The 23668-nt window shown below is 43.0% G+C and carries 26 protein-coding genes; 5 read left to right on the top strand and 21 right to left on the bottom strand.

Annotated elements, in window-relative coordinates:
- Positions 1-7: 7 nt before the first annotated feature.
- From CRO04_RS20770 to CRO04_RS20750, 5 genes are all read right to left on the bottom strand, one after another.
- Entirely contained in the window at positions 8-784 is a 777-nt protein-coding gene (locus tag CRO04_RS20770) for a tetratricopeptide repeat protein (RefSeq protein ID WP_097006153.1), read from the bottom strand.
- A gap of 34 nt (positions 785-818) precedes the next feature.
- The gene (locus CRO04_RS20765) at positions 819-1277 is read right to left on the bottom strand and encodes a dUTP diphosphatase (RefSeq protein ID WP_097006152.1); all 459 of its coding nucleotides are present in this window, start codon (positions 1275-1277) and stop codon (positions 819-821) included.
- Positions 1234-1911, bottom strand: a complete 678-nt coding sequence (gene scpB / locus CRO04_RS20760) for an SMC-Scp complex subunit ScpB (RefSeq protein WP_097006151.1) — start codon at positions 1909-1911, stop codon at positions 1234-1236. Before scpB ends, CRO04_RS20765 begins: the two co-directional genes overlap by 44 nt.
- On the bottom strand, positions 1904-2710 hold the full coding sequence (locus CRO04_RS20755) for a segregation and condensation protein A (protein ID WP_097006150.1): 807 nt from the start codon (positions 2708-2710) through the stop codon (positions 1904-1906). The genes scpB and CRO04_RS20755 overlap by 8 nt, the downstream gene beginning before the upstream one ends.
- A gap of 78 nt (positions 2711-2788) precedes the next feature.
- A complete protein-coding gene (locus CRO04_RS20750; protein WP_097006178.1) occupies positions 2789-3649 on the bottom strand; it encodes a metallophosphoesterase in 861 nt (286 codons plus the stop codon).
- Positions 3650-3833: 184 nt separating this feature from the next.
- On the opposite strand from CRO04_RS20750, the gene CRO04_RS20745 reads away from it, so the two are divergent.
- Positions 3834-4091 carry a helix-turn-helix domain-containing protein gene (locus CRO04_RS20745; protein ID WP_097006149.1) on the top strand — a complete coding sequence of 86 codons (258 nt, stop codon included), beginning with the start codon at positions 3834-3836 and terminating at the stop codon, positions 4089-4091.
- A gap of 38 nt (positions 4092-4129) precedes the next feature.
- On the opposite strand, the gene CRO04_RS20740 is transcribed toward CRO04_RS20745, so the two are convergent.
- From CRO04_RS20740 to CRO04_RS20730, 3 genes are all read right to left on the bottom strand, one after another.
- Positions 4130-5362: a serine hydrolase gene (locus tag CRO04_RS20740; protein ID WP_097006148.1), complete on the bottom strand. Its 1233-nt coding sequence runs from the start codon at positions 5360-5362 to the stop codon at positions 4130-4132.
- A gap of 142 nt (positions 5363-5504) precedes the next feature.
- Positions 5505-6176 carry an NUDIX domain-containing protein gene (locus CRO04_RS20735; RefSeq protein WP_097006147.1) on the bottom strand — a complete coding sequence of 224 codons (672 nt, stop codon included), beginning with the start codon at positions 6174-6176 and terminating at the stop codon, positions 5505-5507.
- Positions 6177-6200: 24 nt separating this feature from the next.
- On the bottom strand, positions 6201-6680 hold the full coding sequence (locus tag CRO04_RS20730; RefSeq protein WP_097006146.1) for a small multi-drug export protein: 480 nt from the start codon (positions 6678-6680) through the stop codon (positions 6201-6203).
- A gap of 225 nt (positions 6681-6905) precedes the next feature.
- Here CRO04_RS20730 and CRO04_RS20725 point away from each other — a divergent pair, with 225 nt between their 5' ends.
- Positions 6906-7568 carry a phosphatase PAP2 family protein gene (locus tag CRO04_RS20725; RefSeq protein WP_166432628.1) on the top strand — a complete coding sequence of 221 codons (663 nt, stop codon included), beginning with the start codon at positions 6906-6908 and terminating at the stop codon, positions 7566-7568.
- A 45-nt stretch (positions 7569-7613) separates the two neighbouring features.
- On the opposite strand, the gene CRO04_RS20720 is transcribed toward CRO04_RS20725, so the two are convergent.
- Together CRO04_RS20720 and CRO04_RS20715 are read right to left on the bottom strand one after the other, a co-directional pair.
- A complete protein-coding gene (locus CRO04_RS20720) occupies positions 7614-8633 on the bottom strand; it encodes a glycosyltransferase family 2 protein (protein ID WP_097006145.1) in 1020 nt (339 codons plus the stop codon).
- Positions 8630-9382 (bottom strand): CPBP family intramembrane glutamic endopeptidase, encoded by a 753-nt coding sequence (locus CRO04_RS20715; protein WP_166432627.1) that lies wholly within the window; start codon positions 9380-9382, stop codon positions 8630-8632. Before CRO04_RS20715 ends, CRO04_RS20720 begins: the two co-directional genes overlap by 4 nt.
- A 212-nt stretch (positions 9383-9594) precedes the next feature.
- On the opposite strand from CRO04_RS20715, the gene arcC reads away from it, so the two are divergent.
- Positions 9595-10533: a carbamate kinase gene (gene arcC, locus CRO04_RS20710; protein WP_097006143.1), complete on the top strand. Its 939-nt coding sequence runs from the start codon at positions 9595-9597 to the stop codon at positions 10531-10533.
- Positions 10534-10590: 57 nt separating this feature from the next.
- Here arcC and CRO04_RS20705 read toward each other — a convergent pair whose 3' ends face one another.
- Positions 10591-11493, bottom strand: coding sequence for a PhzF family isomerase (locus tag CRO04_RS20705; protein WP_097006142.1), 903 nt, complete (start codon positions 11491-11493; stop codon positions 10591-10593).
- 132 nt (positions 11494-11625) lie between these two features.
- On the opposite strand from CRO04_RS20705, the gene CRO04_RS20700 reads away from it, so the two are divergent.
- Together CRO04_RS20700 and pdaA are read left to right on the top strand one after the other, a co-directional pair.
- Positions 11626-11955 carry a winged helix-turn-helix transcriptional regulator gene (locus CRO04_RS20700; protein WP_097006141.1) on the top strand — a complete coding sequence of 110 codons (330 nt, stop codon included), beginning with the start codon at positions 11626-11628 and terminating at the stop codon, positions 11953-11955.
- Positions 11956-12021: 66 nt separating this feature from the next.
- Positions 12022-12879, top strand: coding sequence for a delta-lactam-biosynthetic de-N-acetylase (gene pdaA / locus CRO04_RS20695; protein ID WP_097006140.1), 858 nt, complete (start codon positions 12022-12024; stop codon positions 12877-12879).
- Between the two features lie 78 nt (positions 12880-12957).
- On the opposite strand, the gene CRO04_RS20690 is transcribed toward pdaA, so the two are convergent.
- From CRO04_RS20690 to CRO04_RS20645, 10 genes are all read right to left on the bottom strand, one after another.
- Positions 12958-13983 (bottom strand): zinc-binding alcohol dehydrogenase family protein, encoded by a 1026-nt coding sequence (locus CRO04_RS20690; RefSeq protein WP_097006139.1) that lies wholly within the window; start codon positions 13981-13983, stop codon positions 12958-12960.
- A gap of 53 nt (positions 13984-14036) precedes the next feature.
- Positions 14037-14747, bottom strand: coding sequence for a GntR family transcriptional regulator (locus CRO04_RS20685; RefSeq protein ID WP_097006138.1), 711 nt, complete (start codon positions 14745-14747; stop codon positions 14037-14039).
- A gap of 152 nt (positions 14748-14899) precedes the next feature.
- Entirely contained in the window at positions 14900-15367 is a 468-nt protein-coding gene (locus tag CRO04_RS20680) for a YhcH/YjgK/YiaL family protein (RefSeq protein ID WP_097006137.1), read from the bottom strand.
- Positions 15368-15386: 19 nt separating this feature from the next.
- Positions 15387-16397 (bottom strand): 3-dehydro-L-gulonate 2-dehydrogenase, encoded by a 1011-nt coding sequence (gene yiaK / locus CRO04_RS20675; protein ID WP_097006136.1) that lies wholly within the window; start codon positions 16395-16397, stop codon positions 15387-15389.
- Between the two features lie 22 nt (positions 16398-16419).
- The gene (locus CRO04_RS20670) at positions 16420-17697 is read right to left on the bottom strand and encodes a TRAP transporter large permease (protein WP_097006135.1); all 1278 of its coding nucleotides are present in this window, start codon (positions 17695-17697) and stop codon (positions 16420-16422) included.
- Entirely contained in the window at positions 17694-18194 is a 501-nt protein-coding gene (locus tag CRO04_RS20665; RefSeq protein ID WP_097006134.1) for a TRAP transporter small permease, read from the bottom strand. Before CRO04_RS20665 ends, CRO04_RS20670 begins: the two co-directional genes overlap by 4 nt.
- Positions 18195-18212: 18 nt before the next feature.
- Positions 18213-19232, bottom strand: coding sequence for a C4-dicarboxylate TRAP transporter substrate-binding protein (locus tag CRO04_RS20660; RefSeq protein ID WP_097006133.1), 1020 nt, complete (start codon positions 19230-19232; stop codon positions 18213-18215).
- A 194-nt stretch (positions 19233-19426) separates the two neighbouring features.
- Positions 19427-21064 (bottom strand): SulP family inorganic anion transporter, encoded by a 1638-nt coding sequence (locus CRO04_RS20655; protein ID WP_097006132.1) that lies wholly within the window; start codon positions 21062-21064, stop codon positions 19427-19429.
- Positions 21065-21173: 109 nt separating this feature from the next.
- Complete coding sequence (locus CRO04_RS20650; protein ID WP_097006131.1) at positions 21174-21842, bottom strand: Crp/Fnr family transcriptional regulator; 669 nt, start codon at positions 21840-21842, stop codon at positions 21174-21176.
- 20 nt (positions 21843-21862) lie between these two features.
- Positions 21863-23596 carry a restriction endonuclease FokI C-terminal domain-containing protein gene (locus tag CRO04_RS20645; RefSeq protein ID WP_097006130.1) on the bottom strand — a complete coding sequence of 578 codons (1734 nt, stop codon included), beginning with the start codon at positions 23594-23596 and terminating at the stop codon, positions 21863-21865.
- Between the last annotated feature and the right edge of the window lie 72 nt (positions 23597-23668).

Genomic DNA, 23668 nt, shown 5'->3' with positions numbered 1-23668 from the left:
CTCCAACCTATCTCGACTTCAAAAATGTAATTTCCCGTTGTGCTTCGTCATCCGGCCCATGCAAAGAAATATATTGCTGCATGAAATCCAGAGCTTTCTTAAACTCTCCCTTCCGTTCATATACAACAGCCGTGTTAAACAACAGCTCCGGCACACTTGATGCTTCTGGTTTAGAAAGGCCGGTCTGAAATGCCAAAAGCGCCCCATCCCAGTCTTTATCCGCCATCTTGCATAAACCCATACGGTTATAGAGCATGGGGCCTGCTTCTTCTGCTGCTGCGGCACCTTCGTAAAGAGTCATTGCATCTGAAGGAGATCCTGCTGCTTCCATGGCTGCTCCTGCTGCTAAAAGGGCGTTCATTCTTCCTGGAGCTTTGTTGTCCGGATCCAGTTCCATGCTGCGGTTATAATCGGCTATGGCACCGTCATTATCTCCTGCACCGGCTCTGGAGGCGCTGCGCATGTTTAAGTACTCAGGCTTTTCCCCATCAATTTTAATTAATATATCATAGGTACCGGCTGCTGCCTTAAAATCACCAGAAAGATATTCCGCTTCTGCCCTGTATTTTAATACATCCGTGTCAAACGTTCCTACCAGTCCCTTTTTCGCATCAATGGCCTGGTTTAAGTACTGTATGGCATCCTTGTAATTCCCTTCATTAAGCGCCTTTATTCCGTCATCCCGGTACGTATACCGGCTCACTTTATTCCCGCATCCGGATGACATTGTAAGAATCAGAGTAAGAACAATTAAAAGCGTTCCATATCCGGTTTTTCTTTTCATGTTAATATCTCCAACTTTCACAAATCTATCAATGTTATTGTATTCCAGTGCTTCCGTGTCCGCCCCGGTCCTCATGCTCCATACAATTAACTTCCTCAAAGCAGATGGCGGGCTGATGCTCTGTTATGCGGAACTGGCAGATCCGGTCATTGACATGAATCACCGTATCCCGTAGTGCATATGCAGGGAAAAACCACTGGTCATTCTCTCCGCAGTAAGTCTCATCAATGATACCCATGCTGTTAGTCTGAATAATTCCGTAATTTTTATACGTACTGCTTCTCGGGACCACATGGGCTTCATAGCCGGCAGGAAGTTCCATGGCAATTCCAAGAGGGATCAATTTAAATTCACCTGCTTTTAACTCCACTTCTTTTGCAGCACGTAAATCAATCCAGTCGGATTTGCCGTCTATGTATCTCAGTCTCTCTATTTCATCTGTAAAATATTTAATCTTTATGTTCGCTGTCAATGTATTCCTCCTGCTGTGCATCACTGTTTTCTTCCTCCGTAAGCAATAATCCGCTTCCAGATAGTTCTTCTTCCACTTCCATACGAATCTCCGCTGCGACCAAAGGATCTGCAGCCGGTAAATTCTGAGTGGAGCCAATTCCAAATCTTCTTAAAAATTCTTCCGTTGTTGCAAAAAGTGCAGGACGTCCAGGCGCATCTAAACGTCCCACCTCATATACCAGATTATATTCCACCAGCTTGTTGACCGCATGGTCCGACTTGACACCGCGGATCTTCTCTATCTCCAGCTTCGTAACAGGCTGTTTGTAAGCAATGATGGAGAGTGTCTCCAAAACCACTTCTGACAATACCTGCTTTTTGGGCGTGCAGGCAACCCTTATTAAATTCTCGTAATATTCCGGGCGGGTACACATCTGATAGCTGTTCTCCAGCGCAATAATCTGCATTCCCTTCTTTCCCGTCTCATAACGCTTCATCAGCCGGAGCACCGTTTCTCTGGCTGTTTCTTCATCCTGACCGATGGCTGCAGCCAGCCGGCCAAGCTCAACCGAATTCCCCATGGTAAAAAGAACCGCCTCAATGACCGCTTCCCATTTCTTTTCTTCTTTCGCGCTCTTTGCTGACCTGTCTGCTGTCAGAGTTTCTTTATCCATTGACTTTCTCTTCCTCTCCCAGATCCGTAAAATCCAGTTCCCCTTCCCCGCCTTCCGGCTCCAGGGTCTCAATCATCATATCATCAAATAAATGCTCCTGGGTCAGAGCGATCTTGCCGATCTTCATGAGCTCCAGAAGCGCTAAAAAAGTTACGACTACTTCAATCCGGTCAGGCTGCCCTTCCAGCATCCTACGGAAGGAGAACTTCCGGTGCTGTCTGGCAAAATCCATAACTGATGCTATTTTATCCTCCAGGCTGACTGCTTCCTTGCGGATATTTCCAAACCGGCTTCTGATGGGATCCACACGGTCCTGCGTCCGCTTCGTCACCGCCCGGAAAATCTCCTGCAGCTTTGCCAGAGTCAGTCCGTCAAGAAGCTTGTCTAAATCTATGGGAGGTTCATATTTGGATACCTCCGCCGGTACAGTAGGTGTTTTGAATAACAGACGGTCTGCACCTACCTCCCGGTCTCTAAGCTCTGACGCCATATATTTAAAATACTTGTATTCCAGAAGGCGTGCAACAAGTTCAGCCCTGGGATCCTCTTCCTCCCCTTCTTCATTAATTTCTTTGGGAAGAAGCATGCGCGCTTTAATATCGATCAGCGTCGCAGCCATGACGAGAAATTCACTGACAATATTTAAATCCTCTGTTTCCATATGATTCATGTAATCCAGATACTGTTCCGTAATGGTCACAATGGGAATGTCATAGATATTCACCTTGTTTTTATCAATCAAGTGAAGCAGCAGATCAAGTGGTCCTTCGAAATTATCCAGTTTATAAGAGATTCCCATATATTCCTCCAAAGCTGATTGAAAGCATGCTAAAAAGCAGTATACCAAATCCAGACCAATCTGTAAATATATGGAAGGTCAAATTGAAGATTTTGGTTTTAAATCCACGATAACTAACTGGGGCTTGTTATTCAGGCGGATATTTATCGAGTGTGTGCCCAGACCTCTGCTTACAATCATATATTTCCCATCTGTCTGAAACGTCCCTGCGCAGTAGGGATTAAAAAACTGATATTGGGGAGTCATTACTCCTCCCAGATATGGAAGGCGTATGGTTCCTCCATGGAAATGGCCGGATAAAGTCAGATCAGCTCCCCAGCTTTTATAAGTCTTAAAATAAAGAGGGGAATGGGACAATAGAATCTGAAACCGTTCCTTCGATGCCTTCCCTGCTTTTTGTTCCAGTTCTTCCGGCAAAAGGCGCTCCGGCCGAAAATCCTTATAACAGCCTTCCTTTAAATCAACACCTGTTATGGCAATATCCTTCCGGTATAATTCTGTCCGGTCCTTTAAAACGATTACACCCAGCTGTTTTAAGCTGTTTTCATACGTATCATACTGGTCACCATAGACCAGACGTTCCCGGTCCATGCGGTTTTCATGATTCCCATTGCCGTAAAAAACCGGATAGCGGTTAGCCAGCTTCTCCATCAGTTGTAAACTGATCCGGGTATCCGCTGTTTTCTTTACAACCATCATATCTCCGCCGGCAAGCACCAGATCCGGATTCTCGTGATCAATTGCCTGAAGAAGTCTTTTATTGTCTGCTCCAAAACAATGACTGTGAAGGTCCGAAAGAAATACAAGCCTTACGTTTTTTCCGATCTTACTGCTTTCCAGAACGGTTCTCTCCACAGAAAGCTGTTCTCTCTCGTATTCCGAACGCAGCAGAGATACTGCGCCGGCAGCAGCACAAAAAACTCCGGCAGCAAACCACATCTGATTATTCCTCATCTTCTCTCATTCCTTTTTTTACTGTCCTTTCATCATACAATGAAGAGTCCGTCTCCGTCAAGTCCGGGGCTTCCATAATCACATACGTTTCCTGTATGATAGAAACCAATTATGGATAATATGCAATACTGGATAATCAAGGTTTAATAAAGGTGTGAGGTGACTAACTATGATTGTTTATGACAGACTGTGGGAAACCATGAAAAAGAAAAACGTCAGCCAGTATCATCTGATCAAATATTGCAAGGTCAGCGCCGGTCAAATCGGGCGGCTTAAGAAAAACAATTTCGTATCTACTCATACGATTGACATGCTGTGCAGAATTTTAGACTGCAGCGTGGAAGAAATTATGGAATACCGGACCGATATCTGCGATATTACAGAAAGGTCCTGTGATACTGCCCAAGAGGAAAATAAAGAACGTTAGAAAAAGAGCCGTACGGCTCTTTTCTTGTATCGTCCTCTTTATGAAATCCAGACACCTGAGGCATCCAGACGATATCCATCAGGTGTTACCGTATCCTTTAGCATAACACCGTCACTGCCCAGATAATACCACTTCTCATTGGTTTTCACCCAGTCATTGCATGCCATGGTTCCGTCAGTATGATAATAATACCATCTTCCCTCTGACTGAACCCATCCGGAGGAAGCATTGGCTTTTAAATGGCTGCCGCCTGTCCCCTTTAAGGCAAATCCATAATCAAGAAGTGCTTTTGTATCGTTATAATGAGTGGATTTACTTTTCATAATGACCACAATGAAACGTACTCCATCCTTCTGCGCATATGTAACCAGGGTATTGCCTGCCAGAGAAGTATATCCTGTCTTTCCGCCGACCACACCGGGGTAGTAACGGGAGTCTGCAGAATTAATCATTTTATGGCCCATGGTTACGGTTCTTGCACCAGCCTTCTTCGTGGCCGGAATCTGATAACGGACAGTAGAGCAGACCTTTCTTACCACATTATTTTGAAAAGCGGCTCTTGCAATCAATGCCATATCATGGGGTGTCGTATAATGATTGGAATTATTAAGTCCGTTGGGATTGGCAAAATTCGTATTCGTGCAGCCAAGCTCTTTTGCTCTTGCGTTCATCAGCTGGGAAAAAGAGCTGACGCTTCCCGATACATGCTCAGCAAGACCATTGGCCACATCATTGGCAGAGCGAAGCATCAGACCATAAAGACTCTGCTCCACTGTCAGCCTGTCTCCTTCCGTCATATTCAGGGTTACCGCTCCTGACTCCAGGTTTGTAGTGGCAGTTTTAGAAAAGGTAACCGTGTCTGACAGATTCGTACGTTCTGCCACTAAAAGAGCCGTCATCAGTTTGGTGATACTGGCCGGATAATACCTTGTCTCACTGTTCTTTGAATAAAGAAGCGCTCCTGTATCAGCATCCATTAATACCGCTCCCTCCGAAGAGATCTGGGGTACACTTACTGTAGAAGTTTGTGAAGAAACCGCTGTGGAAGTCTCTGCAGATACCGCTGCAGGAGCCTCCGGAGATTTCCGGCTGTCCGCTGCCTGTTCTGCCTGTCCGCTTTTTGCCGTGCCTGGCCCGTCTGCCGCCTGTGTCGTACCGGCAGAACCGGGAAACGGCTGAACCATCGGTATCTCTGTTCCATAACAGATGCTGGAGGTGAGAAGGGAAAAGCCAATTACCAGACTAATCAGTCTGCATGTTTTTTTTGTCATAACCTATTATCTCCTGTATCTTTCATCCCATTTTTCTTTTATCAGTATATCATAAATGCAAGGCATTGCTGCTTAAAATTTTCTTACAATTAAAGAATGCACCACTTATGAAAGTGATGCACTGACTGTATAACGCACTATCTTAATCCTCTTTTTCCAGCTCTTCCAGCCGGTCCATGGCAACATTTAGAATTTCGGCATGGTCAAATGCCAGCTTCTCCTGGTCCAGCATATCAATTGCAGGAAGAAGTTCAATGTCTGTATCCTTTTTCCACATCAGACCATCCCGTTCAAAGGTTTCCGTTATCCGGTAGCTGATAAAAATATGTTCGTCTTCATTCTCAATGGTAAGCGCATATGTCGCGCCGTTTTCAAGGTCTGAAAGCTTCTTTTTTGTCACTTCAAACCAACAGGCTTTTCCCGCATCATCACCTGCCTGAACCTGTAACTGGTCCTTTGTAACAGCCGCTAAGTAAGAAACGGAAATCACTCTTGTTCTGGGGTCTCTTTTTACACTTCCCCAGGTATAAAGCTGTTCCATATAGATTCCCTTCAGCCCGGTTTCCTCAAACAGCTCCCTGGCTGCGGCGTCTTCCAGGGATTCATCCATGTTTACAAATCCTCCTGGAATTGCCCACTCACCAATACAGGGATGGTTTTTCCGTTTAATGAGAAGGATTTCTGTCTTCGACTCCTCCTGGTCCCATGCAAAAATCAGCATATCCACCGTTACGGACGGGCGTTCGTAATCTCCCGGACGGTACTGTAAAAGATACTCTTTTTCCGTCAGCCCTTCTTCATTCTTTCGTTCCATTCTGCCCTTCTTCCTACCAGTTTTTTAAAATACAACGGATTGAAGCGCTCCAAGAATTCCTGCACTGGCAAGCCCCATAATAAGTCCTGCCAGAAGAACGCCTCCCATCACAGCTAAAACACTGGATTTAAAATCAATGTCAAGCAGGCTGGCTGCCAATGTGCCGGTCCAGGCACCGGTACCCGGAAGTGGAATGCCAACAAACAGCAAAAGAGCAATAAACAATCCTCTTCCGGCTTTCGCCTGCAGTTTTTCTCCGCCGTGCTTTCCTTTTTTCAGGCACCACGTAAAGAAGCCGCCGATTACCGGCTTATCTCCTCCCCACTCAAGAACCTTCCGGGCAAATAGAAAAATAATCGGCACCGGAAGCATATTTCCAATGATTGCTATCAAATAGGACTGTAACAATGGCAGTCCCATCACTGCAGAGTAAGGAATCGCTCCTCTTAATTCTATGAGCGGCACCATGGAAATTAAAAATACCATTATATATTTTTGTAACATCATTTATTCCTTTCAAAACAAAAGTCTGCCTATATACTATACACAAAGATGGACGGTCTATCAACAGTTTTATAAAAAGATTATATTTAAATACATGATTTGAAAGCTTTACTGAATAAAATATTAACATTTATGAAATACTATTGTACTGTGAAATCGAGTATGATATAATCCTCAAAAGTTAATCACTATTATCCCACGCAATTGACAAGAAGGGTGTTTCTTATGAATATAAAACAGCTATTAACCAAATACCGGCATGCCTGGCTGCTCAGTTATGCTTTGGTCTATTTACCCTGGTTTTTATACCTGGAAAAAACTGTGACCAGCAACTACCATATCATGCATATTGCCATTGATGACTATATTCCTTTTAATGAATATTTCATTGTTCCTTACCTTCTTTGGTTTGGTTATGTGGCTATTTCCATCTGTTACTTTTTCTTTTTTGATGTTAAAGAATATTACAGACTATGCACAATGCTTTTCACCGGAATGACCATCAGTCTGGTGATCTGCACCGTTTTTCCCAATGGAACGGATTTCAGGCCTTACATTGATCCGGGTAAGAATATTTTTTCTTCCATCGTAAAGGGACTCTACGCTGCAGATACCTGTACCAACGTATTTCCTAGTATACACGTTTACAATTCCATCTGTGTACACATTGCGGTCTGCCGCAGCCAGCGCTTGCAGAACAACAATTTGTTACGTGCAGGATCCTTCCTTTTAATGATTTTAATCTGCCTTGCAACTGTATTCTTAAAGCAGCATTCCGCTTTTGACGGACTCGGTTCCATTGCCATGGCATATATTATGTATCAGTTTGTTTATAGCGATTCTCTTGTACCAAAGAGGAAAAAGGTTTCCGAAAAAGCGATCAGTTAAAAAAAGGCTTTCCCACCTGCCGGGAAGGCCTTTTTAGATCCCACTCTAATTAAATCCAAAGAATTTCTGGGTCATTTTATAAATGGCGATGGGGAATTTCATTCCGCCTTTCCCAGGCAGATTTACTCCTTGTCCCAGGAATCCGTAACGCAGTCTTAGATAAAGCTTTAAATTCTGCTTTCTCAGACTCTGCCACAATTCTTCCTTTTTCTCCATATTTTCCTCTGTTCCGGACTTAATGGCAAGAATTGAGGTAATAACCATCATTATCTCTAAATACCTCACCATGTAACGGCGAAGTTTGCGCTGTTTTATCTTCGTTACATCATAATAGGATAGCATCAGCTTTGTCACCCGGATCTGCTGGTCAATACGCCCGATCATAACCTGTTCATTGACAGACTGATCATCCCTGCCTATAAAATAACGGTAAAAGTTTACATTCAGATAATACATTGTTTTTACATGGGGAAGCGGCTGGTAAACAAATATATTATCTACATAGAATGTATGTTTCGGTAATTCCAGGCCGCACTGCTTAAGCAGCTCAGTCCGGTAGATTACAGAGTGCATGAGAATGTACTGCCCCAGCACAAAAACCTTTACATCATCCCAGTCAATCAGCTCATTCTCCGGAAGTGCGGTCCGGTAATTCATGACTTTTTTCCGCTTTGAACCCTGTTTTTCATAGACAAAATTGCTCACCAGCATATCAAGCGTCTTCTCTCCAAAGACAAAGCGCCTGAGCGTGTTGAGAATTTCCATATAAGCAGATTCATCCACCCAGTCGTCGCTGTCCACTACCTTAAAATAAATTCCGGTTGCATTTCTTAATCCTGCATTCACCGCTTCTCCATGTCCGCCATTCTCCTGATGAATCGCCCTGCAGATGCCAGGATAATTCCGTTCATATTCATCTGCAATTTCAGCTGTACGGTCTTTTGTAGAACCGTCATCTACGATAAGAATCTCTACTTCTTCTCCACCTGGCAGCAGGGAATCGATGCAGTGCCTCATATAGGATTCTGAATTATAACATGGAATTGCTACAGATAAGAGTTTCACACAATATCCTCCTTTAGGTTATTTTTCCTATAAATCCGGACAAAACAGATTGCAGTCACAACGACTGCCGCAGCTATAACAGCTGCAGTCACTACAGCATGTTCTCTTTGAAACAGAAAATCAGACAGCTTCGTGTTCGTTATGAAAAGAGAAAATAGATTCGCCGAGATGTGAAGCATGCATGGCGCCAGCAAAGCTTTCGTTCTTTCATAAAGCCATGCTGCCGTAAGACCGATTAAAAATGCATAAACTCCCTGGGGAAGATTTCCGTGGTAAAGTCCGAATAATCCGGCTGATACCACTGCCGATAGTCCAAAAGAGAACTTATCCCGCAGGGAAGCAAATATCATCCCCCTGAAAATCAGCTCCTCTGCTGCCGGAATGATGAAACCGGATGCCGCAAGCTGAATCACAATCGGAGGAGTATACAGGGCATTCGCCGCTTCCTGATACGCCTTCGATATTCTGGTCAGTCCCATGAGTTCCACGATCGAATTTCCCAGAATACAAAGAGAGGCTCCAAGCAGAAAGATAAATATAAGACCACTTCCGGGTTTTCGGCTCTCTGACGGGGAATATCCTCTTCTTTTCTGATCATAGAAGTAAATCCACAGCAAAACCGGAATGTTAAGTGCTGCAGATAATCCCGTAGCTAAAAGAGGTTCAATGGGAACCGCCAGATACAGGAAAGTAGTAGTCAGCGTGTAGGTAAATAAGGGAAGAAGCAGATGCAAAATAATTCCTGTCATACGTACCACTCCTTTCATTTTCTGTATCTTCTTAAACATTATACCATCAGTTTTCAGGATATCCACTTAATTTTTTTAAAATTATTTCTAAATTCTATTGAAATCTTTTCTCAAACCCCCAGTTGTCCGAAAGCGGTTGCTTTTTTCCTCTCCTGATACTATAATATTTCTATAATTTTTGACTAAAATACATGAAACTGAGAGGAAATGATATGGCTAAAAAACGTATTGTGATAGCTTTGGGACACCATGCTTTGGGAACGAACCTTCCGGAACAGAAAACTGCAGTAGCCAAAACTTCCAAAGTAATTGCAGATTTTATTCAGTCCGGCTGGCAGGTAGCTGTTACTCACAGCAATGCCCCACAGGTAGGAATGATCCATACTGCAATGAATGAATTTGGAAAACAGCATGATGGTTACACCTCCGCTCCCATGTCAGTCTGTTCTGCCATGAGTCAGGGCTATATCGGCTATGATCTGCAAAATGGTATCCGTGCAGAACTTATGACCAGGGGGATCTATAAATCCGTAGCTACCATTTTAACCCAGATGATGGTAAACCCCTATGATGAGGCTTTCTACACACCCATGAAACCCATCGGCCGTTTCATGACAGCGGAGGAAGCAAAGGAAGAAGAGGAAAAGGGAAACTTTGTAGAAGAGGTTCCGAGTAAAGGATTCCGCAGAGTTGTTGCTTCTCCAAAACCGGTTTCCATCGTTGAGATTGATATTATAAAGGCAGTTATGGATGCAGATCAGATTGTAATCGCCTGCGGAGGCGGCGGGATCCCTGTCATGGAGCAGGGCTGCTACTTAAAAGGTGCCAGTGCTGTGATTGAGAAGGACAGAGCTGCAGGACTTCTGGCGAAAGAAATCGATGCTGATGTGCTCATGATATTAACAAACGTGGATAACGTAACCCTAAACTTCGGCAAGCCGGAAGAAAAACCCATCGGTCAGATGAACAGAGCGGAAGCTGCATCATATATAGAAGACAATCAGTTTGAATCCTCCTCTATGCTTCCAAAAATTGAGGCATCCTTAGATTTCATTCAGCACGGCAGGAATCGGAAAGCGGTCATTACTTCCCTTGAAAAAGCAGAGGAAAGTCTGATCGGAAAAGCCGGTACAGTCATAACGGAAGAATAAAGACAGAAAGGATTTTTACCTGGTCGGGGTAACCGCCGGATAAAAATCCTTTTTTTGTTATAATTCCAATTCTGTTGAGAAGACAATCACTGCTCTGCCTGTAATTTTTACTTTTACCGGCTTTCCCTGTGCGATTAATACCTTAACTCCAATCTTTCCCATACGCCCGATGGCTTCCCCCTGTACCGCTTCAAACGCAAATTCCTCTTTCTCTTTACCAAACAGTCCGTACGTAATGAAGTAAGCCCCTAAAGGTCCATTGGCATTTCCCGTCACAGGGTCTTCTGCAATTCCAATGGCCGGCGCGAACATTCTTCCATGAACAAGAATGGGTTCATCTGGGTGAAGTGTAAATACATAGTATCCATTGCAGCCGGTTCGAAAGCTGATTTCTGTGAGCTTTGCAAGGTCCGGTTTTAATTGATGAAGCAGGTTTGGCTCTGTGATGCCAATCATTACTTTGGAATGACCGGTTGATGCTATGGCAATTGGGCAATCCTTTCTCTGTTTTTCTGCCGGAATCCCCAGAGCTGCCAGTATCTCCATCTGAACGGGTAAAGGCAGCGGATCTCCGACCTTCACCTCTCCCTGTGTCATGGTGATGGTGTAATCTTCATTTTCAGACCAGATTTCAACAGGAAGAATTCCTGCCCCGGTTTTCTGGATAACCACCCCGGATGTCAGCCCTCTTTCTAACGCTCTGATATAATGGGCTGCGATTGTGGCATGACCACAGACAGGTACTTCGCACAGCGGTGTGAAAAAACGGACATGAACATCATACTCCCCTTCTGATCCGGAAAAAATAAATGCTGTCTCGGAATTATTTAACTCCCTTGCCATTTTAAGCATCATACTGTCACTTAAACCGTCAGCATTGGCCACCACTCCTGCGGGATTTCCTGTAAATCTCTCCCGTGTAAATGAATCTACCTGATAGATCCGATATGATTTTTTCATGATAAATCCTCCTGTTTTTTGTCTCTTCATCTTAATATCTTTTGTTTATCTTGACAAGTAATTACATTTTCGTTATATAATTACACAAAAGATACTAACTATCAAATGAATAATAGCAAGGAAGAAAAAATCATGAAGAATAAAGAAATAAAACCCAAAACCCTGGAATGTCATGTTGAAAAAATGTTTAACATCATTGGGGGGAAATGGTCCTTTCTTATTGTAAAAAATCTTTTCTCAGGCACAAAACGTTTCGGAGAACTTAGAATGAATTTACACGGGATCAGTCCCAAAACTCTGACTGCCTGTCTGCGTCTGTTAGAATCTCATGGTATTTTAACAAGAGAAGTCATCCCAACCATACCGCCAGCAGTTAATTACACCCTGACAGAGAAAGGCATGGATTTACAAAACGTGGTCAATCAGATGAAAATCTGGGGAGAGAAATGGTCTGAACAATAATCCTTCCGCATATATTTCCGAAACTCTGTCATATATTGAAACAAACGTACATAACGGAGTTTTACTATGAAATGGTTCAACCGATTAAGACTGGCCGATAAAATCAGAACAATTTCCGTTTCACCTGAAAAGGGAAAGAACGCCCTGAAGATATTTCTGTTCCTGTTCTGCGCCTTTTATGCCGGGCGAATGGGAGCTATGCTTACCGGGCATCATCGTGCTGTAGAAGCTGCTGCAGAGGGAAACTGGGGATTAAGCTTCCAGCAGGAAGGGCAGCCACCGGTAGCCAATGCTACCATGGATTACTTAAAACAGTTTAATGCTTACTATGCAGATAAAACCAAGGATAAGGTTTTATATTTAACCTTCGATGCCGGCTACGAAAACGGGAATACTGCTGCAATTCTGGATGCATTAAAAAAGCACCATGCACCTGCCACCTTTTTTGTTGTCGGCAACTACATAGAAACTGCACCAGATCTGGTTAAACGGATGATAGCGGAAGGACACACGGTAGGCAACCATACGTTTCATCACCCGGATATGTCCAAGATGAGTTCGAAGGAATCCTTTGAAAAAGAGCTGGGTGACTTAGAAACATTGTTTGAACAAACCACAGGGCAGCAGATGAAAAAATATTATCGTCCGCCTCAGGGCAAATACAGTGAATCTAACTTACAGATGGCAAATGAGATGGGATATAAAACTTTTTTCTGGAGTCTTGCCTATGTGGACTGGTATCAGGATAAACAGCCTACCAAGGAAGAGGCCTTTAAAAAGCTTTTAGGGCGGATTCACCCCGGAGCCATTGTGCTATTGCACAGTACTTCCAGTACGAATGCACAAATACTTGATGAGCTCCTGACCAAATGGGAAGAGCTGGGTTATCAGTTTAAATCCCTGGATCAATTAGTCGGTCAATAAAGAGATGGATGTTTAAAATAAGAGAGTGGCGAATTCTTATAAAATAAGATGCGCCACTCTTTTTATTAATAACTATACCTAAAATGTCAAAATTATCTTCATGGTTGATTCCGGTTCATTTTTTAATTTCTCAAAAGCCTTTTCTATCTCTGTAAAATGGAACCGGTCTGTAATAATCCTGCCCGGATCCAGCTTTCCGCTTTCAAACCATTCAATTACCTGGGGGAATTTATTATTATTGAGTCTGGAACCTCTGATATCCAGCTCTCTTGATGTGATCTGAAATTCGGTAATTGGCGTTAATGTGTCATGGAATCCCATCGTAACAACCACTCCACCGGAACGAACCGCCAGCGCCGCCTCTTCCAGGGTTTTCCCTACACACGCTGCATCTATGGCAACATCTGCACCAATTCCACCAGTTATTTCCTTTACTCTTGCCACCACATCTTCTTTTCCTGAATGGATGGTCTTAAACGCACCAAATTCCTCTGCCCGTTTTAAACGGTCCTCAACCAGATCTGTCATAATGCATCTGGCACCAAGAATATTGCAGACCTGTAAAATGGTCAATGCGATTTGTCCGCTTCCGCAGATCAAAACCGTATCTCCCGCTTCCACTCCTCCACGGGAAGTTACCTGCGCCGCTACCGTATATGGTTCCACGATTGCTGCTTTTTCCCATGGGATATCCTTACTGACGGCAAACACGTTCTTTGCGGGTACTTTTACATACTCTCCGTAGCCGCCATCTCTATGTACTCCCATCACCGATAAATTCGCGCATACATTTTCCCTTTTCTTCTGGCAGATCCGGCATGTTCCACAGCTGCATACCGGATTTACCACAACATGATCCCCGACCTTAAAATCCTTTATCCGGTTAACGTCTTGTCCCATCTGTGTTATTTCGCCAGTAAATTCATGCCCAATTATACGGGGATAAGTAGCAACCGGTGATGTACCTTTATAAATACTGATATCGGAACCGCATATTCCAGCTGCCTGAACTTTAATTATAACTTCATCGGCCTTTTCAATCACCGGTTTCGTATCATCTTGAACTTCTATAACTCCAGGATTTGTCACTCGTAAGACTTTCATTATATATCCTTTCAAAACAGAGCAGGACTTTATAAAACCCTGCTCTGCCGCTTTTATTGTTTTGTTTCAGACAACCACTTTGCATTATCCTTAAAATATTCCGGATAAAGCTCTCTCATCTGAGATTCGTCATCTACCGAATAACCGCTAAGATGCTTTTCCATGCATTTCTTAGCCGCTTCTTTGTCTTTATTCCGGATTGCTTCCAGAATAGTTTTATGATCATTCACGATTTTTAAATCTTTTACAGCATTCAGACTCATATTCCGGACGCGGTCAAAATGGATGGACATCATATCTTTAATCATAAAGATATCCTCCTTTTTGCACATCTTGTATAACTTAAAATGAAATTCGTTATCCAGCTGAAGCAGTTTACTATGCATATGGCTCTCAGCACAGACCTCCTGCATCTTTACATTCATTTCCAGTTCTACAATGTCCTCAGGCCTGACAATATCACATGCCAATTTCACTATAGCTACTTCCAGAACTGCTCTTAAGAATCTTGCCTCCTCTACCATATCCGTATCAATGTAAGCAATAATACTCCCCCTCTGGGGATATACTTCTATAATTCTTGCTCTGTTCAGCTCCAGCAGTGCCTCTCTGACAGGTGTCCTGCTGATTCCAAGCTCTTCTGATAACTCATAAACACTGACTGGGCTTCCTGGTTTTAATTCCATGGAAATAATATTCTCTCTTAACATTCTAAGCGCATACTCTCTGGCAGTTTCTTTCGCATATCGTGCAGTAATTTGCATGCAGTACCATCCTTATATTAAATATTTCTTTCTTATTTTAAAAAGACCTTTACCGGACTTCTTATCACATATTTTACCATATTTTGCATATGAAATCCAGATATATAACCGCGGACAGTCCTGTCCCCCCTGATAATCTTTATAAGATTTACCTATCTGCTGTCTATCTTAACTTTACAGATAATTTTTTTAACGAACTCAGATTTCTCTCCTGGATTGCACAAAGGTTTATGAGGTTCATATGGCCAAACCGCATAGAATTCCCCTGTACCAATGGTAATGGAATCCTTTGATTTACCAGGAAAAAATGTAATATCTGCTTCTTTATCATAACTGTGGGATTCTATATCCTGGGGAAGATCTGCCAGACAGCATAGTTCTTTACCCTTTAGCACATAATGGATGTCCATGAATTTTTTATGAATTTCCATCTCAGCAGACGACTGATTCACCGTATCTTTAGATACCACGAATGCCGTCACCTGATCTTTTATGATTTCATATTTTCCATCCGGCATCTCTGCCTCATCCTTATGGGAATAAATGAACTCCAGGGCTGCCTTTATCCCGTCATCCACAGCAATGTAGCGATTCAAATGAATGATCTGATCCAGTATCATAAGTTACCCCTTCCTGCCTTTATAAGGATTTTATCTCTTCCCATACACTGTCATCAACGAAAATACCGTTTGCATCATGATCCTTCCGGAACTGGATATAATCTTCACCTGGTGCGATAATGCCGGAAGACTTCTCTGACGGTGCAGAACTCTTAATATGCGCAATGGCCTTTTTCACTGTTTCAGACATCTCGTCCATGGTTGTAGTCTTATTCGGATCAATTACAATAATTACCTGAGAAGCGCCGCCGCAGCTTCCCATATTTTTCTGATCCAGATCTGCAGCACCAATTCCTCCTGTTAACGCTGAGCCAAGGATATCAAGCATGAAGGAAAAACTGGATCCTTTCCAATAACCAATGGGCATTATTCTCATAGACTCTTCAATCGCACCCGGATCATCAGTAACATTGCCATCTTTATCAAATCCACCTGGGAACGGAAGCTTTTTGCCAGCAAGTCTTGTAACCTGGAGCTTTCCGTATGCATACTGAGAGATAGCCATATCCATCTGGATTGGATCTCCACCGTCCGGACCTGGCATTGCCATCACAAATGGATTGTTACCAAGCTTACAGTCTTTTCCACCCCACGGCGGCATGCAGGACTCTGTATTGGTCCACATAATTGCAATGTAACCTTTCTTTGCTGCATAAAGTCCATAAGTGCCGCCCCTCATCCAATGGGTTGTATTCTTAAGTCCCACCATGCCGATACCAAACTGGTCTGCAAGTTCCATCGCACGGTCTGTTCCCTTTAAAGCATTTAAAATACCAGGTCCCATATTGCCATTCATGACCTCAATTGCTCCAAATGATTTTTCAACCGTTGGGTCCGCATTCACATCTACCCAGCCTTTTTTAATGTAGTCAACAAATCTTGCCACACGGTTGGTTCCATGTGAATAGATTCCGTCATTAGTAGATTCGGTGTGGATTCTGGCGCAGATCTCCGCCTTCTCTTCACTTAATCCGTATTTCATAAATACTCTTTTTATTTCACCTTGTATTTCCTCAAAAGACAATCTCATATTCTCTTATCCTTTCTTGCTATTAACCATAAACCAGATTTGGTATAAAAAGTACAATCTGCGGGAACAACGCCAATATGACTAAAAGCGCTACGACCGCGATGATAAACGGTAACGATTCTTTGGTGTAGACTTCAACCGGACAATCCAAAATTCCGCATGCCGTATACATCGTTACACCGATAGGTGGAGTCATGCCGCCCATTGTTACTAATATCATGAAAAGAATTCCGAAATGAACCGGATCAATTCCCAGCGTTGTCATAATAGGCAGGAAAATAGGTGTCAGAATCAATACATTAGCAGTTGCTTCCATGAACATTCCAACGACAAAAACAAATACCATTACAATTGCCAGAACCACATATTTATTTGAAGAGATTCCCGAAATCAGTGCTGCCAGCGTCTGAGGAACCTGTCCGGTTACCAGTGCATAGCCAAATGCATTGGAGCAGATGATAATAAACATAATAACTGCCAGGTCTACCCCTGTCTGCTTTAAAACGTGGAACAGTTTCTTAAGCGTCAGCTCTTTGTAAACAAAGATTCCAACCAGAAATGCATATACCACAGCAAACGCACCAGCCTCGGATGGGGTAAATAAACCAAACCGAATTCCCACAATTAATATAATCGGAAACATGATAGCCCAGATATTATCCGCAATCCCCGTAAATACATCCTTTAATGTCGGTGCCTTTTCAAACTCTTTTGCATAATTTCTCTTTTTGGATGTAACATGAACTGCAATCATCAGGAATATTGTCATAAGCAGACTGGGGATTACACCAGCCATAAACAGCCTTCCGATGGAAACTTCTCCTGTTACGCCATAAAGTATCAGGCCGACGCTGGGCGGAAATGTTGCAGTAATCAAACCTCCCATTGCAAGGATTGCTGCTGTAAAGCCTTTATTAAAGCCACGTTTTTCCATATCGGGTCCAAGAATCCGGCATTCCATAGCCGCATCCGCTGTAGCAGAACCGGAAATTCCACCCATCAGCAGGCTTAGAACAACGGATACCTGAGCCAGTCCACCAAGCATGTGTCCGGTAAGTACAGTAGAAAATTTAATTAACCGTTTTGTAATACCGGTCTCATTCATCAGATTACCAGCAAGAACGAAGAACGGAACTGCCAGCAGTGAGAATGACTGGGTGCTGCTTACCATTCTCTGTATTACGATCTGCACCGGTACCTGCTCCACTACAAAATATACCAGACTTGATATTCCCACGGAAAATGCAACCGGCATACCAATTGCTAATAAGAATACAAACGTTAATCCGAGCCAAATCACAGGATATCCCCTCCTTCCGTTTCTGCCTTTACAAGATTTGTATAGTCCTTCTTTATGAAGTTGCCAATATATTTTCTAATATTTGCAACCACAGTAAAAATCATAAGAAGACCACCAACGGGACCGCTTGCCGTTGCAAAGGAATAGCTGATGGGCAGTGTATTAAACTTTCTCTGAAAGTTGGTAACACACAAATTGGTTCCGTAATATACAACAAAAGCCAGAAAGCAAAGCATCAAAATACTATTGAAAAGGTAAATCCCGTTTCTTACTTTCAGTGGGAAACGGTTGACCAGCATATCAACACCCATATGCCTGTTTTTCCGGATTGCCAGATCTGCTCCTATAAAGCAGACCCAGGCAAAGGTAAGTTGTGCCAGATCTGTGGACCATGACATATCAACTCCAAAAAATCGTAATACTGCTGCTGAAAACACCAATACAATCAGCAGCGACAATCCGATGCTTTCAAAAATCTCTTCCACGTGTTCTAACATTTTAAAAACTCCGTTCTGTTATTTTCCAAGTTCAGCTACTAATTTATCCTTTAATTCCCGATAGCCCAGTTCATCATAAGCCTTATCTGCCGCTTTCTTTAACGCTTCCTTGTCACAGTCCACAACTTCTACCCCGCCATCGATACATTTCTGAAGAAATTCACTGTCTTTTTCAATTACAATTGAGGAAGCATGCTTACCGGCATTATAAGATTCTTCTTCCAGAATTTTCTGATAATCTTCCGGTAATTTGTTAAACCAGTCATTTGAGATTACCAGACCGGTGAGCAGCTGGAAATGACCTGTTAATGTAACGTAATCTGTAACTTCATAGATACTGGATCCAACGGCTGCGGAGTTATGTACTTCCACGCCCTCAATTACCTTCTGCTGCAGAGCCTGATATGCTTCTGACCAGGCAAGAACTGTTGTATTGGCTCCCATGGCTTCCAGTGATTTTGTAACTACATCAGAGCCTGAACTTCTGATTCTTAAACCATTTAAATCCTCTGGTTTGGAAACGGGAGTCTTTGTAAAGAGGTTTCTGCTGCCCTGATAATAGTTAAAGGATAAAATTTTAAAACCATCATTCTTAAACTCATCTGCAAGACCCTTATATACAGAAGTGTTCATAAGTGCCAGTGCACCCTCATAATCGTCTGCAAGATACGGACCGCTTAAGATACCAAAATCCTTAATGTAATTTGCCATACGTCCGGGATCTGTTATAATTCCTACACCTGCACCAACCTTAGCCTGCTCTAAAACATCTTCGTCTGCACCAAGCTGGGATCCGGAATAAAGCTCTACCTTTACATTCCCGCCTGTCTTTTCCTCGACATTTTTCTTAAATTGTTCCAGTCCTAAGAAGATTGGATCAGCTTCCGTTAAAACAGTACCTACTTTTAATGTATAGGTCTTTGATTTTCCAGACTGTCCGGAACCTGCTGTATTACCTCCATTTGATGCAGCGCCGCAGCCTGTGGCTGTAACTGCCATAGCCGCAATTAATAATGTTGCCATAATTTGTTTTTTCATGTGAAATCCTCCTCATTAATATGTTACTAACATACTAACATATTAGTATGTTAGTGTCAATATGTCTCTATTGCACATTTTTTCAATGTTTTTTTATGCATATTTCACAATTTATGGGGTTGTGCAAAAAAAGAAGAGATGGAACACACACAATTATCTGTGTTTGTTCCATCCCTTCTACAGTTTAAACTCTATTACAGATCAACCGCAAAAGAAAGCGCCTCATCAATACTCCCCGCCAGGTTTTCTCTTCCTACTAAATCCAGAAATCCAGCCCGATTCATCATGGACATGGGCTGCTCATTTACATGGGATAAAATCAGGGTTACATGCTTCTTCTTTAAATCCTGATGCAGTTTTTCCAGACTTTTTAACGCCGTGGCATCCATGGCAGGAACACTTCTCATACGAAGAATCAGCACGGTCTTTCTCTCATCAATAATCAGTTGGGAAAACTTCTGGGCAGCGCCGAAAAACATCGGGCCACTCACTTCAAAAACCGCCACGTGCTTTGGCACAGGCTTTAAATCTATAGAATCTTTGCTGTTTTCTCCTTCTTCCTCTATATACTTCCAGCTGCTCACTTCAGTGACATCTGCCATACGTTTCATAAACAGCAGGGAAGCAAATAAAATTCCAACTGCTATGGCTGTAACCAGATCAAATGCAACGGTAAATACAAATGTGACAAGAAGAACGGACCAGTCACTTTTGGGAGCTGTTTTCATGATGGAAAGAAAGGATCTCCACTCACTCATGTTATAAGCTACCACAAAGAGAATGGCTGCTATGGCCGGCATGGGTATAAGCGCAGCATAAGGCATTAAAAATACAAGAACCAGAAGAAGCATTACAGCATGAACCATTCCTGCAACAGGTGTTCTTCCTCCGTTTTTTATGTTTGCCGCAGTTCTTGCTATGGCTCCCGTAGCCGGAATCCCCCCAAAAAGTGCGGAACAGATATTTCCGGCACCCTGGGCAACCAGCTCCATATTGGAATTATGTCTGCTCCCAACCATTCCATCTGCAACAACACAGGACAGTAAGGATTCCACCGCTGCAAGCACCGCTATGGTAACTGCATCAGGCATCACCTTTTGCACCATACTCATAGTAAACACAGGAAAATGAAATCCAGGAAGATCCGATGATATGGTATATAAATCCCCTATGGTATTTACAGGAAGATGAAAAGCCTTCACAATCCCCGCTGTAAAGATAACTGCAATCAGTGACGGCGGTATGGTCTTAAAAAACCTGGGCCACACAATGAGAATAATGAGAGCTGTCAATCCTACTAAAAGCGCCATGGGATTAAGCGTACCCATGCTGTTTGTAACCTCACTGACTTTTTCAAGGGTTTCAATGGGCGCATGTTCGAAGGTAAGTCCCAGAAAATCCTTAATCTGCCCGATAAAAATAGTAACTGCAATTCCGGTTGTAAATCCTGTGGTTATTGTATAAGGAATAAAACGGATCAGGCTTCCCATCTGCAATAATCCCATGATAACCAGTAAGATTCCTGCCATGACAGTTGCAAGTACCAGTCCGTCAAAACCGTTTTTTGCGGCAATCCCCGCCACGATCGATGCAAATGCTGCGGTAGGACCTGCGATCTGGACCTTGCTGCCTCCCAGAAAAGAAATCACAAAACCGGCTGTAATGGCTGTATAAAGCCCTTGTTCCGGAGTGACACCGCTGGCTAATGCCAGGGCAATGGACAGCGGAAGCGCAATGATGGCAACAATAATTCCGGAGACAAAGTCTTTAAAAAACTGTTCCTTTGTATAATGCTTCATTGATAAAAAAAACTGAGGTGCCATATCTTTCATTTCTTCATCCTTTGTATATTATAAAATTTTTATAAACTTTTTATAATATAGCGTTCCAGATGACAGAAAGCAAGTTAATTTTCCATGTTCCTGAAATAATACATGAAATCTATCTTAGACTATGGGCAGCCAGCACTTCCAGTTCTTTTTCATCCAGCAGTTCCACCGTTCCCCGTGTAATCTTCACCAGATTTTCTCCCTGGAAGTGGCGAAGCAGGCGGGTTACCACTTCTCTTGCAGTACCTAAATGCCGCGCAATCTGTTCATGGGTAATGGAAAGTTCCTTTGTTTCATTGAGCCTGCACTCTTCCAGTAAAAATGCAGCAAGCCTTCCATCCATTTTTTTATTCATCACCTGATCCATCAGCCACATAACATCTGAGAATCTCGATGCCATCAGTTCATTGGTGAAGTTTGATATAACAGCTGATTCTTCCATTAAATCACGGTAGACATCGGCGGGAATCTGGAACACCACCGTATCCTGCTCTGCCTCCACAGTCACATCAAACTGAATGTTCTTTACCATGCAGGAACCGGAAAAAAGACAGATATCACGTTCAAACAACCGGTACAAAGTCAGTTCCCGCCCTTCATCCGATATGGTAAACACTCTTAACAGACCTTCTGTTACAAGAAGAAAACCACTGCATTCATCGGATTCCCCATGTACCAGCATTCCCTTTTCAAATCTGATTTTCTTTGTCTTTGATGACAGCCTCTCTCTCTGTTTGTCTGTCAGCTTATTCCAAAAGGGCAGATAATCTCCCAGTGTCATATTATCAAACCTCCTTGTCATTATTCATGTAAAAACAAAATCTCATCGTTGGTATCAAACAATCGGAAGAATTCTTCATATCTCATTGTTCCTGATTTTAACCTTTCTGCCAGGATAAGCAGATTCGCTGAATTCACAGCTGCCCCTTTTATACCGGAACGCATGGAAATATTGTTTAACCGGTCCCGGAAGCCGCCTGTAAACTCTCCGGACAAAAAAGCGAAATGATATGTTTTCACATCTTTGCCAAAAATATTCCACCAGCAGTTGGGGTTTAACAGCTCGCTGCGCTCCTTATTTTCTTCTATATAGCGGTACATCTCATCAGCCTGTTTTATGGGAAGAGAATATCCCTTTCCATATGCTTTATTGTCTATGATCAGTCCGTTGTCTTCGTAGTAAATACAGACATCAGGTTTTCTGGTATCCCCAAGCCTTCCCCCATGAAACGAAAGCTCTGCCGTAAGCAGCTGTGCAGTCTGGATCTCGTAATCCCGGTCTGAGGTGCCATCATAGCCTAAATCCACAAGAATTAAGTATTTGTGGTCTATATTGGTCAAATGGGACCGTAAATAATCTTTCAATATGGAAACTTCTGATTTCACGGGAAGAGAAGACTTAAGTGACTCCGGAAATGAAAGCCCGGTAATCTCATCTGTAATCCTGTATGTATCCCTTGTCTTTTGAACCTGTAGTCCGATATTTTCCAGACTCTTTAAATCATCGAGAATGGTTTCAGTCTCTTCATCCAATCCTTTCTGTTTTAAATAATCCTGAATCTGTAAAGGAGAACGGGAGGCTTTTTCCAGGCAAAAAATGATATGGGCCCTCCGGTTGCGTAAATATTCCCGGTCTGCTGCCTTGGTGGCCAGCATATCCCACATCACCCGCTTTGGTATCTTCCTGCATCTGGATCCCCCTGTTATATGGTTGCATATCGTCCTTCCCTTTAAAGTCAGCTGATAGGACTGGGGTATCACCTCTGTATTTCCTCCGCTTCCATTAAGTCCCGGAATCTCTTTTGGTATCTTCCTGACCCAGTCCACGCTAATCAGCCAGCTGCAGATGGTTCTGACGTATTTATCGCTGGTTCCTTCCGTATCCTGAAGCAGCTTTGTCTTTTCTTCCTTCTCTTCTGCAGCCGCAAGCCCCTCCACAATCATGGACTGGGGAATGGAAGTAAATCCCGCTTCTCCGATAAATCCCAGCCTTGCACCTATCTCAAATTTTGTCATATGTCCTTCTTTCATCAGAAGGGACAACACTCTGCACACCGGAGGATAGGAAAGAAGGGCTGTTTTTAATACTTCCTCCTCCTCTTTGCTTCCTCCCTCTGCCATGGCATACTGCTTTCCCAAAACAGATAAGGAACATTCATCCGCTGTCCTGTCATAATCCAGGAAACCAATGCTGACCGCCCATCTTAAAAAGGAATCTGCCGGCCAGTCCGACTGATACTCTTTTCTCTGCCCGGGAAGTACCGCCTGTATGATACCGGAACAGGGTGCATTGCTTCTGGTGTAGCCTTTTGGTGTACCTTTTCCTTTTAAGTGGGTATAGGGAATGCGGATTTCTTCCTGATCCAGTTCTTTTATAAATTCCTCTCGTTTCTCCTCATCCTCAATGAGCCTTGGAATCTTATCCGTTTTCAGCAGCCGGTTTATTCTGGAATCCGGTACAAATACGGATACCACATTTTTTAGATTGTCCAGGGTATAGGCCTCCTGTACCCAGCCAAATGTTCTCTCAGCCACGTTTCATTCCTCACTGTAGTTTTCTTACAGTATAACATAGGGAAAGCAGATAGGCAAAATATTTTGATCTCC

Source organism: Lacrimispora amygdalina (assembly GCF_900205965.1).
In the GTDB taxonomy this organism is placed as follows: domain Bacteria; phylum Bacillota; class Clostridia; order Lachnospirales; family Lachnospiraceae; genus Lacrimispora; species Lacrimispora amygdalina_A.
This window is presented reverse-complemented; position numbering and strand designations above follow the sequence as displayed.

What these genes read in the sequence shown, in the direction of transcription:
- pdaA (WP_097006140.1), top strand. Translation starts at nt 12,022, where the DNA reads ATGAAATGGTTCAACCGATTAAGACTGGCCGATAAAATCAGAACAATT.
- CRO04_RS20745 (WP_097006149.1), top strand. Translation starts at nt 3,834, where the DNA reads ATGATTGTTTATGACAGACTGTGGGAAACCATGAAAAAGAAAAACGTC.
- CRO04_RS20755 (WP_097006150.1), bottom strand. Translation starts at nt 2,710, where the DNA reads ATGGGAATCTCTTATAAACTGGATAATTTCGAAGGACCACTTGATCTG.
- CRO04_RS20700 (WP_097006141.1), top strand. Translation starts at nt 11,626, where the DNA reads ATGAAGAATAAAGAAATAAAACCCAAAACCCTGGAATGTCATGTTGAA.
- CRO04_RS20690 (WP_097006139.1), bottom strand. Translation starts at nt 13,983, where the DNA reads ATGAAAGTCTTACGAGTGACAAATCCTGGAGTTATAGAAGTTCAAGAT.
- CRO04_RS20765 (WP_097006152.1), bottom strand. Translation starts at nt 1,277, where the DNA reads ATGCACAGCAGGAGGAATACATTGACAGCGAACATAAAGATTAAATAT.
- scpB (WP_097006151.1), bottom strand. Translation starts at nt 1,911, where the DNA reads ATGGATAAAGAAACTCTGACAGCAGACAGGTCAGCAAAGAGCGCGAAA.
- CRO04_RS20650 (WP_097006131.1), bottom strand. Translation starts at nt 21,842, where the DNA reads ATGACACTGGGAGATTATCTGCCCTTTTGGAATAAGCTGACAGACAAA.
- CRO04_RS20705 (WP_097006142.1), bottom strand. Translation starts at nt 11,493, where the DNA reads ATGAAAAAATCATATCGGATCTATCAGGTAGATTCATTTACACGGGAG.
- CRO04_RS20725 (WP_166432628.1), top strand. Translation starts at nt 6,906, where the DNA reads ATGAATATAAAACAGCTATTAACCAAATACCGGCATGCCTGGCTGCTC.
- CRO04_RS20655 (WP_097006132.1), bottom strand. Translation starts at nt 21,064, where the DNA reads ATGAAAGATATGGCACCTCAGTTTTTTTTATCAATGAAGCATTATACA.
- arcC (WP_097006143.1), top strand. Translation starts at nt 9,595, where the DNA reads ATGGCTAAAAAACGTATTGTGATAGCTTTGGGACACCATGCTTTGGGA.
- CRO04_RS20735 (WP_097006147.1), bottom strand. Translation starts at nt 6,176, where the DNA reads ATGGAACGAAAGAATGAAGAAGGGCTGACGGAAAAAGAGTATCTTTTA.
- CRO04_RS20715 (WP_166432627.1), bottom strand. Translation starts at nt 9,382, where the DNA reads ATGACAGGAATTATTTTGCATCTGCTTCTTCCCTTATTTACCTACACG.
- CRO04_RS20770 (WP_097006153.1), bottom strand. Translation starts at nt 784, where the DNA reads ATGAAAAGAAAAACCGGATATGGAACGCTTTTAATTGTTCTTACTCTG.
- CRO04_RS20730 (WP_097006146.1), bottom strand. Translation starts at nt 6,680, where the DNA reads ATGTTACAAAAATATATAATGGTATTTTTAATTTCCATGGTGCCGCTC.
- CRO04_RS20665 (WP_097006134.1), bottom strand. Translation starts at nt 18,194, where the DNA reads ATGTTAGAACACGTGGAAGAGATTTTTGAAAGCATCGGATTGTCGCTG.
- CRO04_RS20680 (WP_097006137.1), bottom strand. Translation starts at nt 15,367, where the DNA reads ATGATACTGGATCAGATCATTCATTTGAATCGCTACATTGCTGTGGAT.
- CRO04_RS20740 (WP_097006148.1), bottom strand. Translation starts at nt 5,362, where the DNA reads ATGACAAAAAAAACATGCAGACTGATTAGTCTGGTAATTGGCTTTTCC.
- CRO04_RS20750 (WP_097006178.1), bottom strand. Translation starts at nt 3,649, where the DNA reads ATGTGGTTTGCTGCCGGAGTTTTTTGTGCTGCTGCCGGCGCAGTATCT.
- yiaK (WP_097006136.1), bottom strand. Translation starts at nt 16,397, where the DNA reads ATGAGATTGTCTTTTGAGGAAATACAAGGTGAAATAAAAAGAGTATTT.
- CRO04_RS20685 (WP_097006138.1), bottom strand. Translation starts at nt 14,747, where the DNA reads ATGCAAATTACTGCACGATATGCGAAAGAAACTGCCAGAGAGTATGCG.
- CRO04_RS20660 (WP_097006133.1), bottom strand. Translation starts at nt 19,232, where the DNA reads ATGAAAAAACAAATTATGGCAACATTATTAATTGCGGCTATGGCAGTT.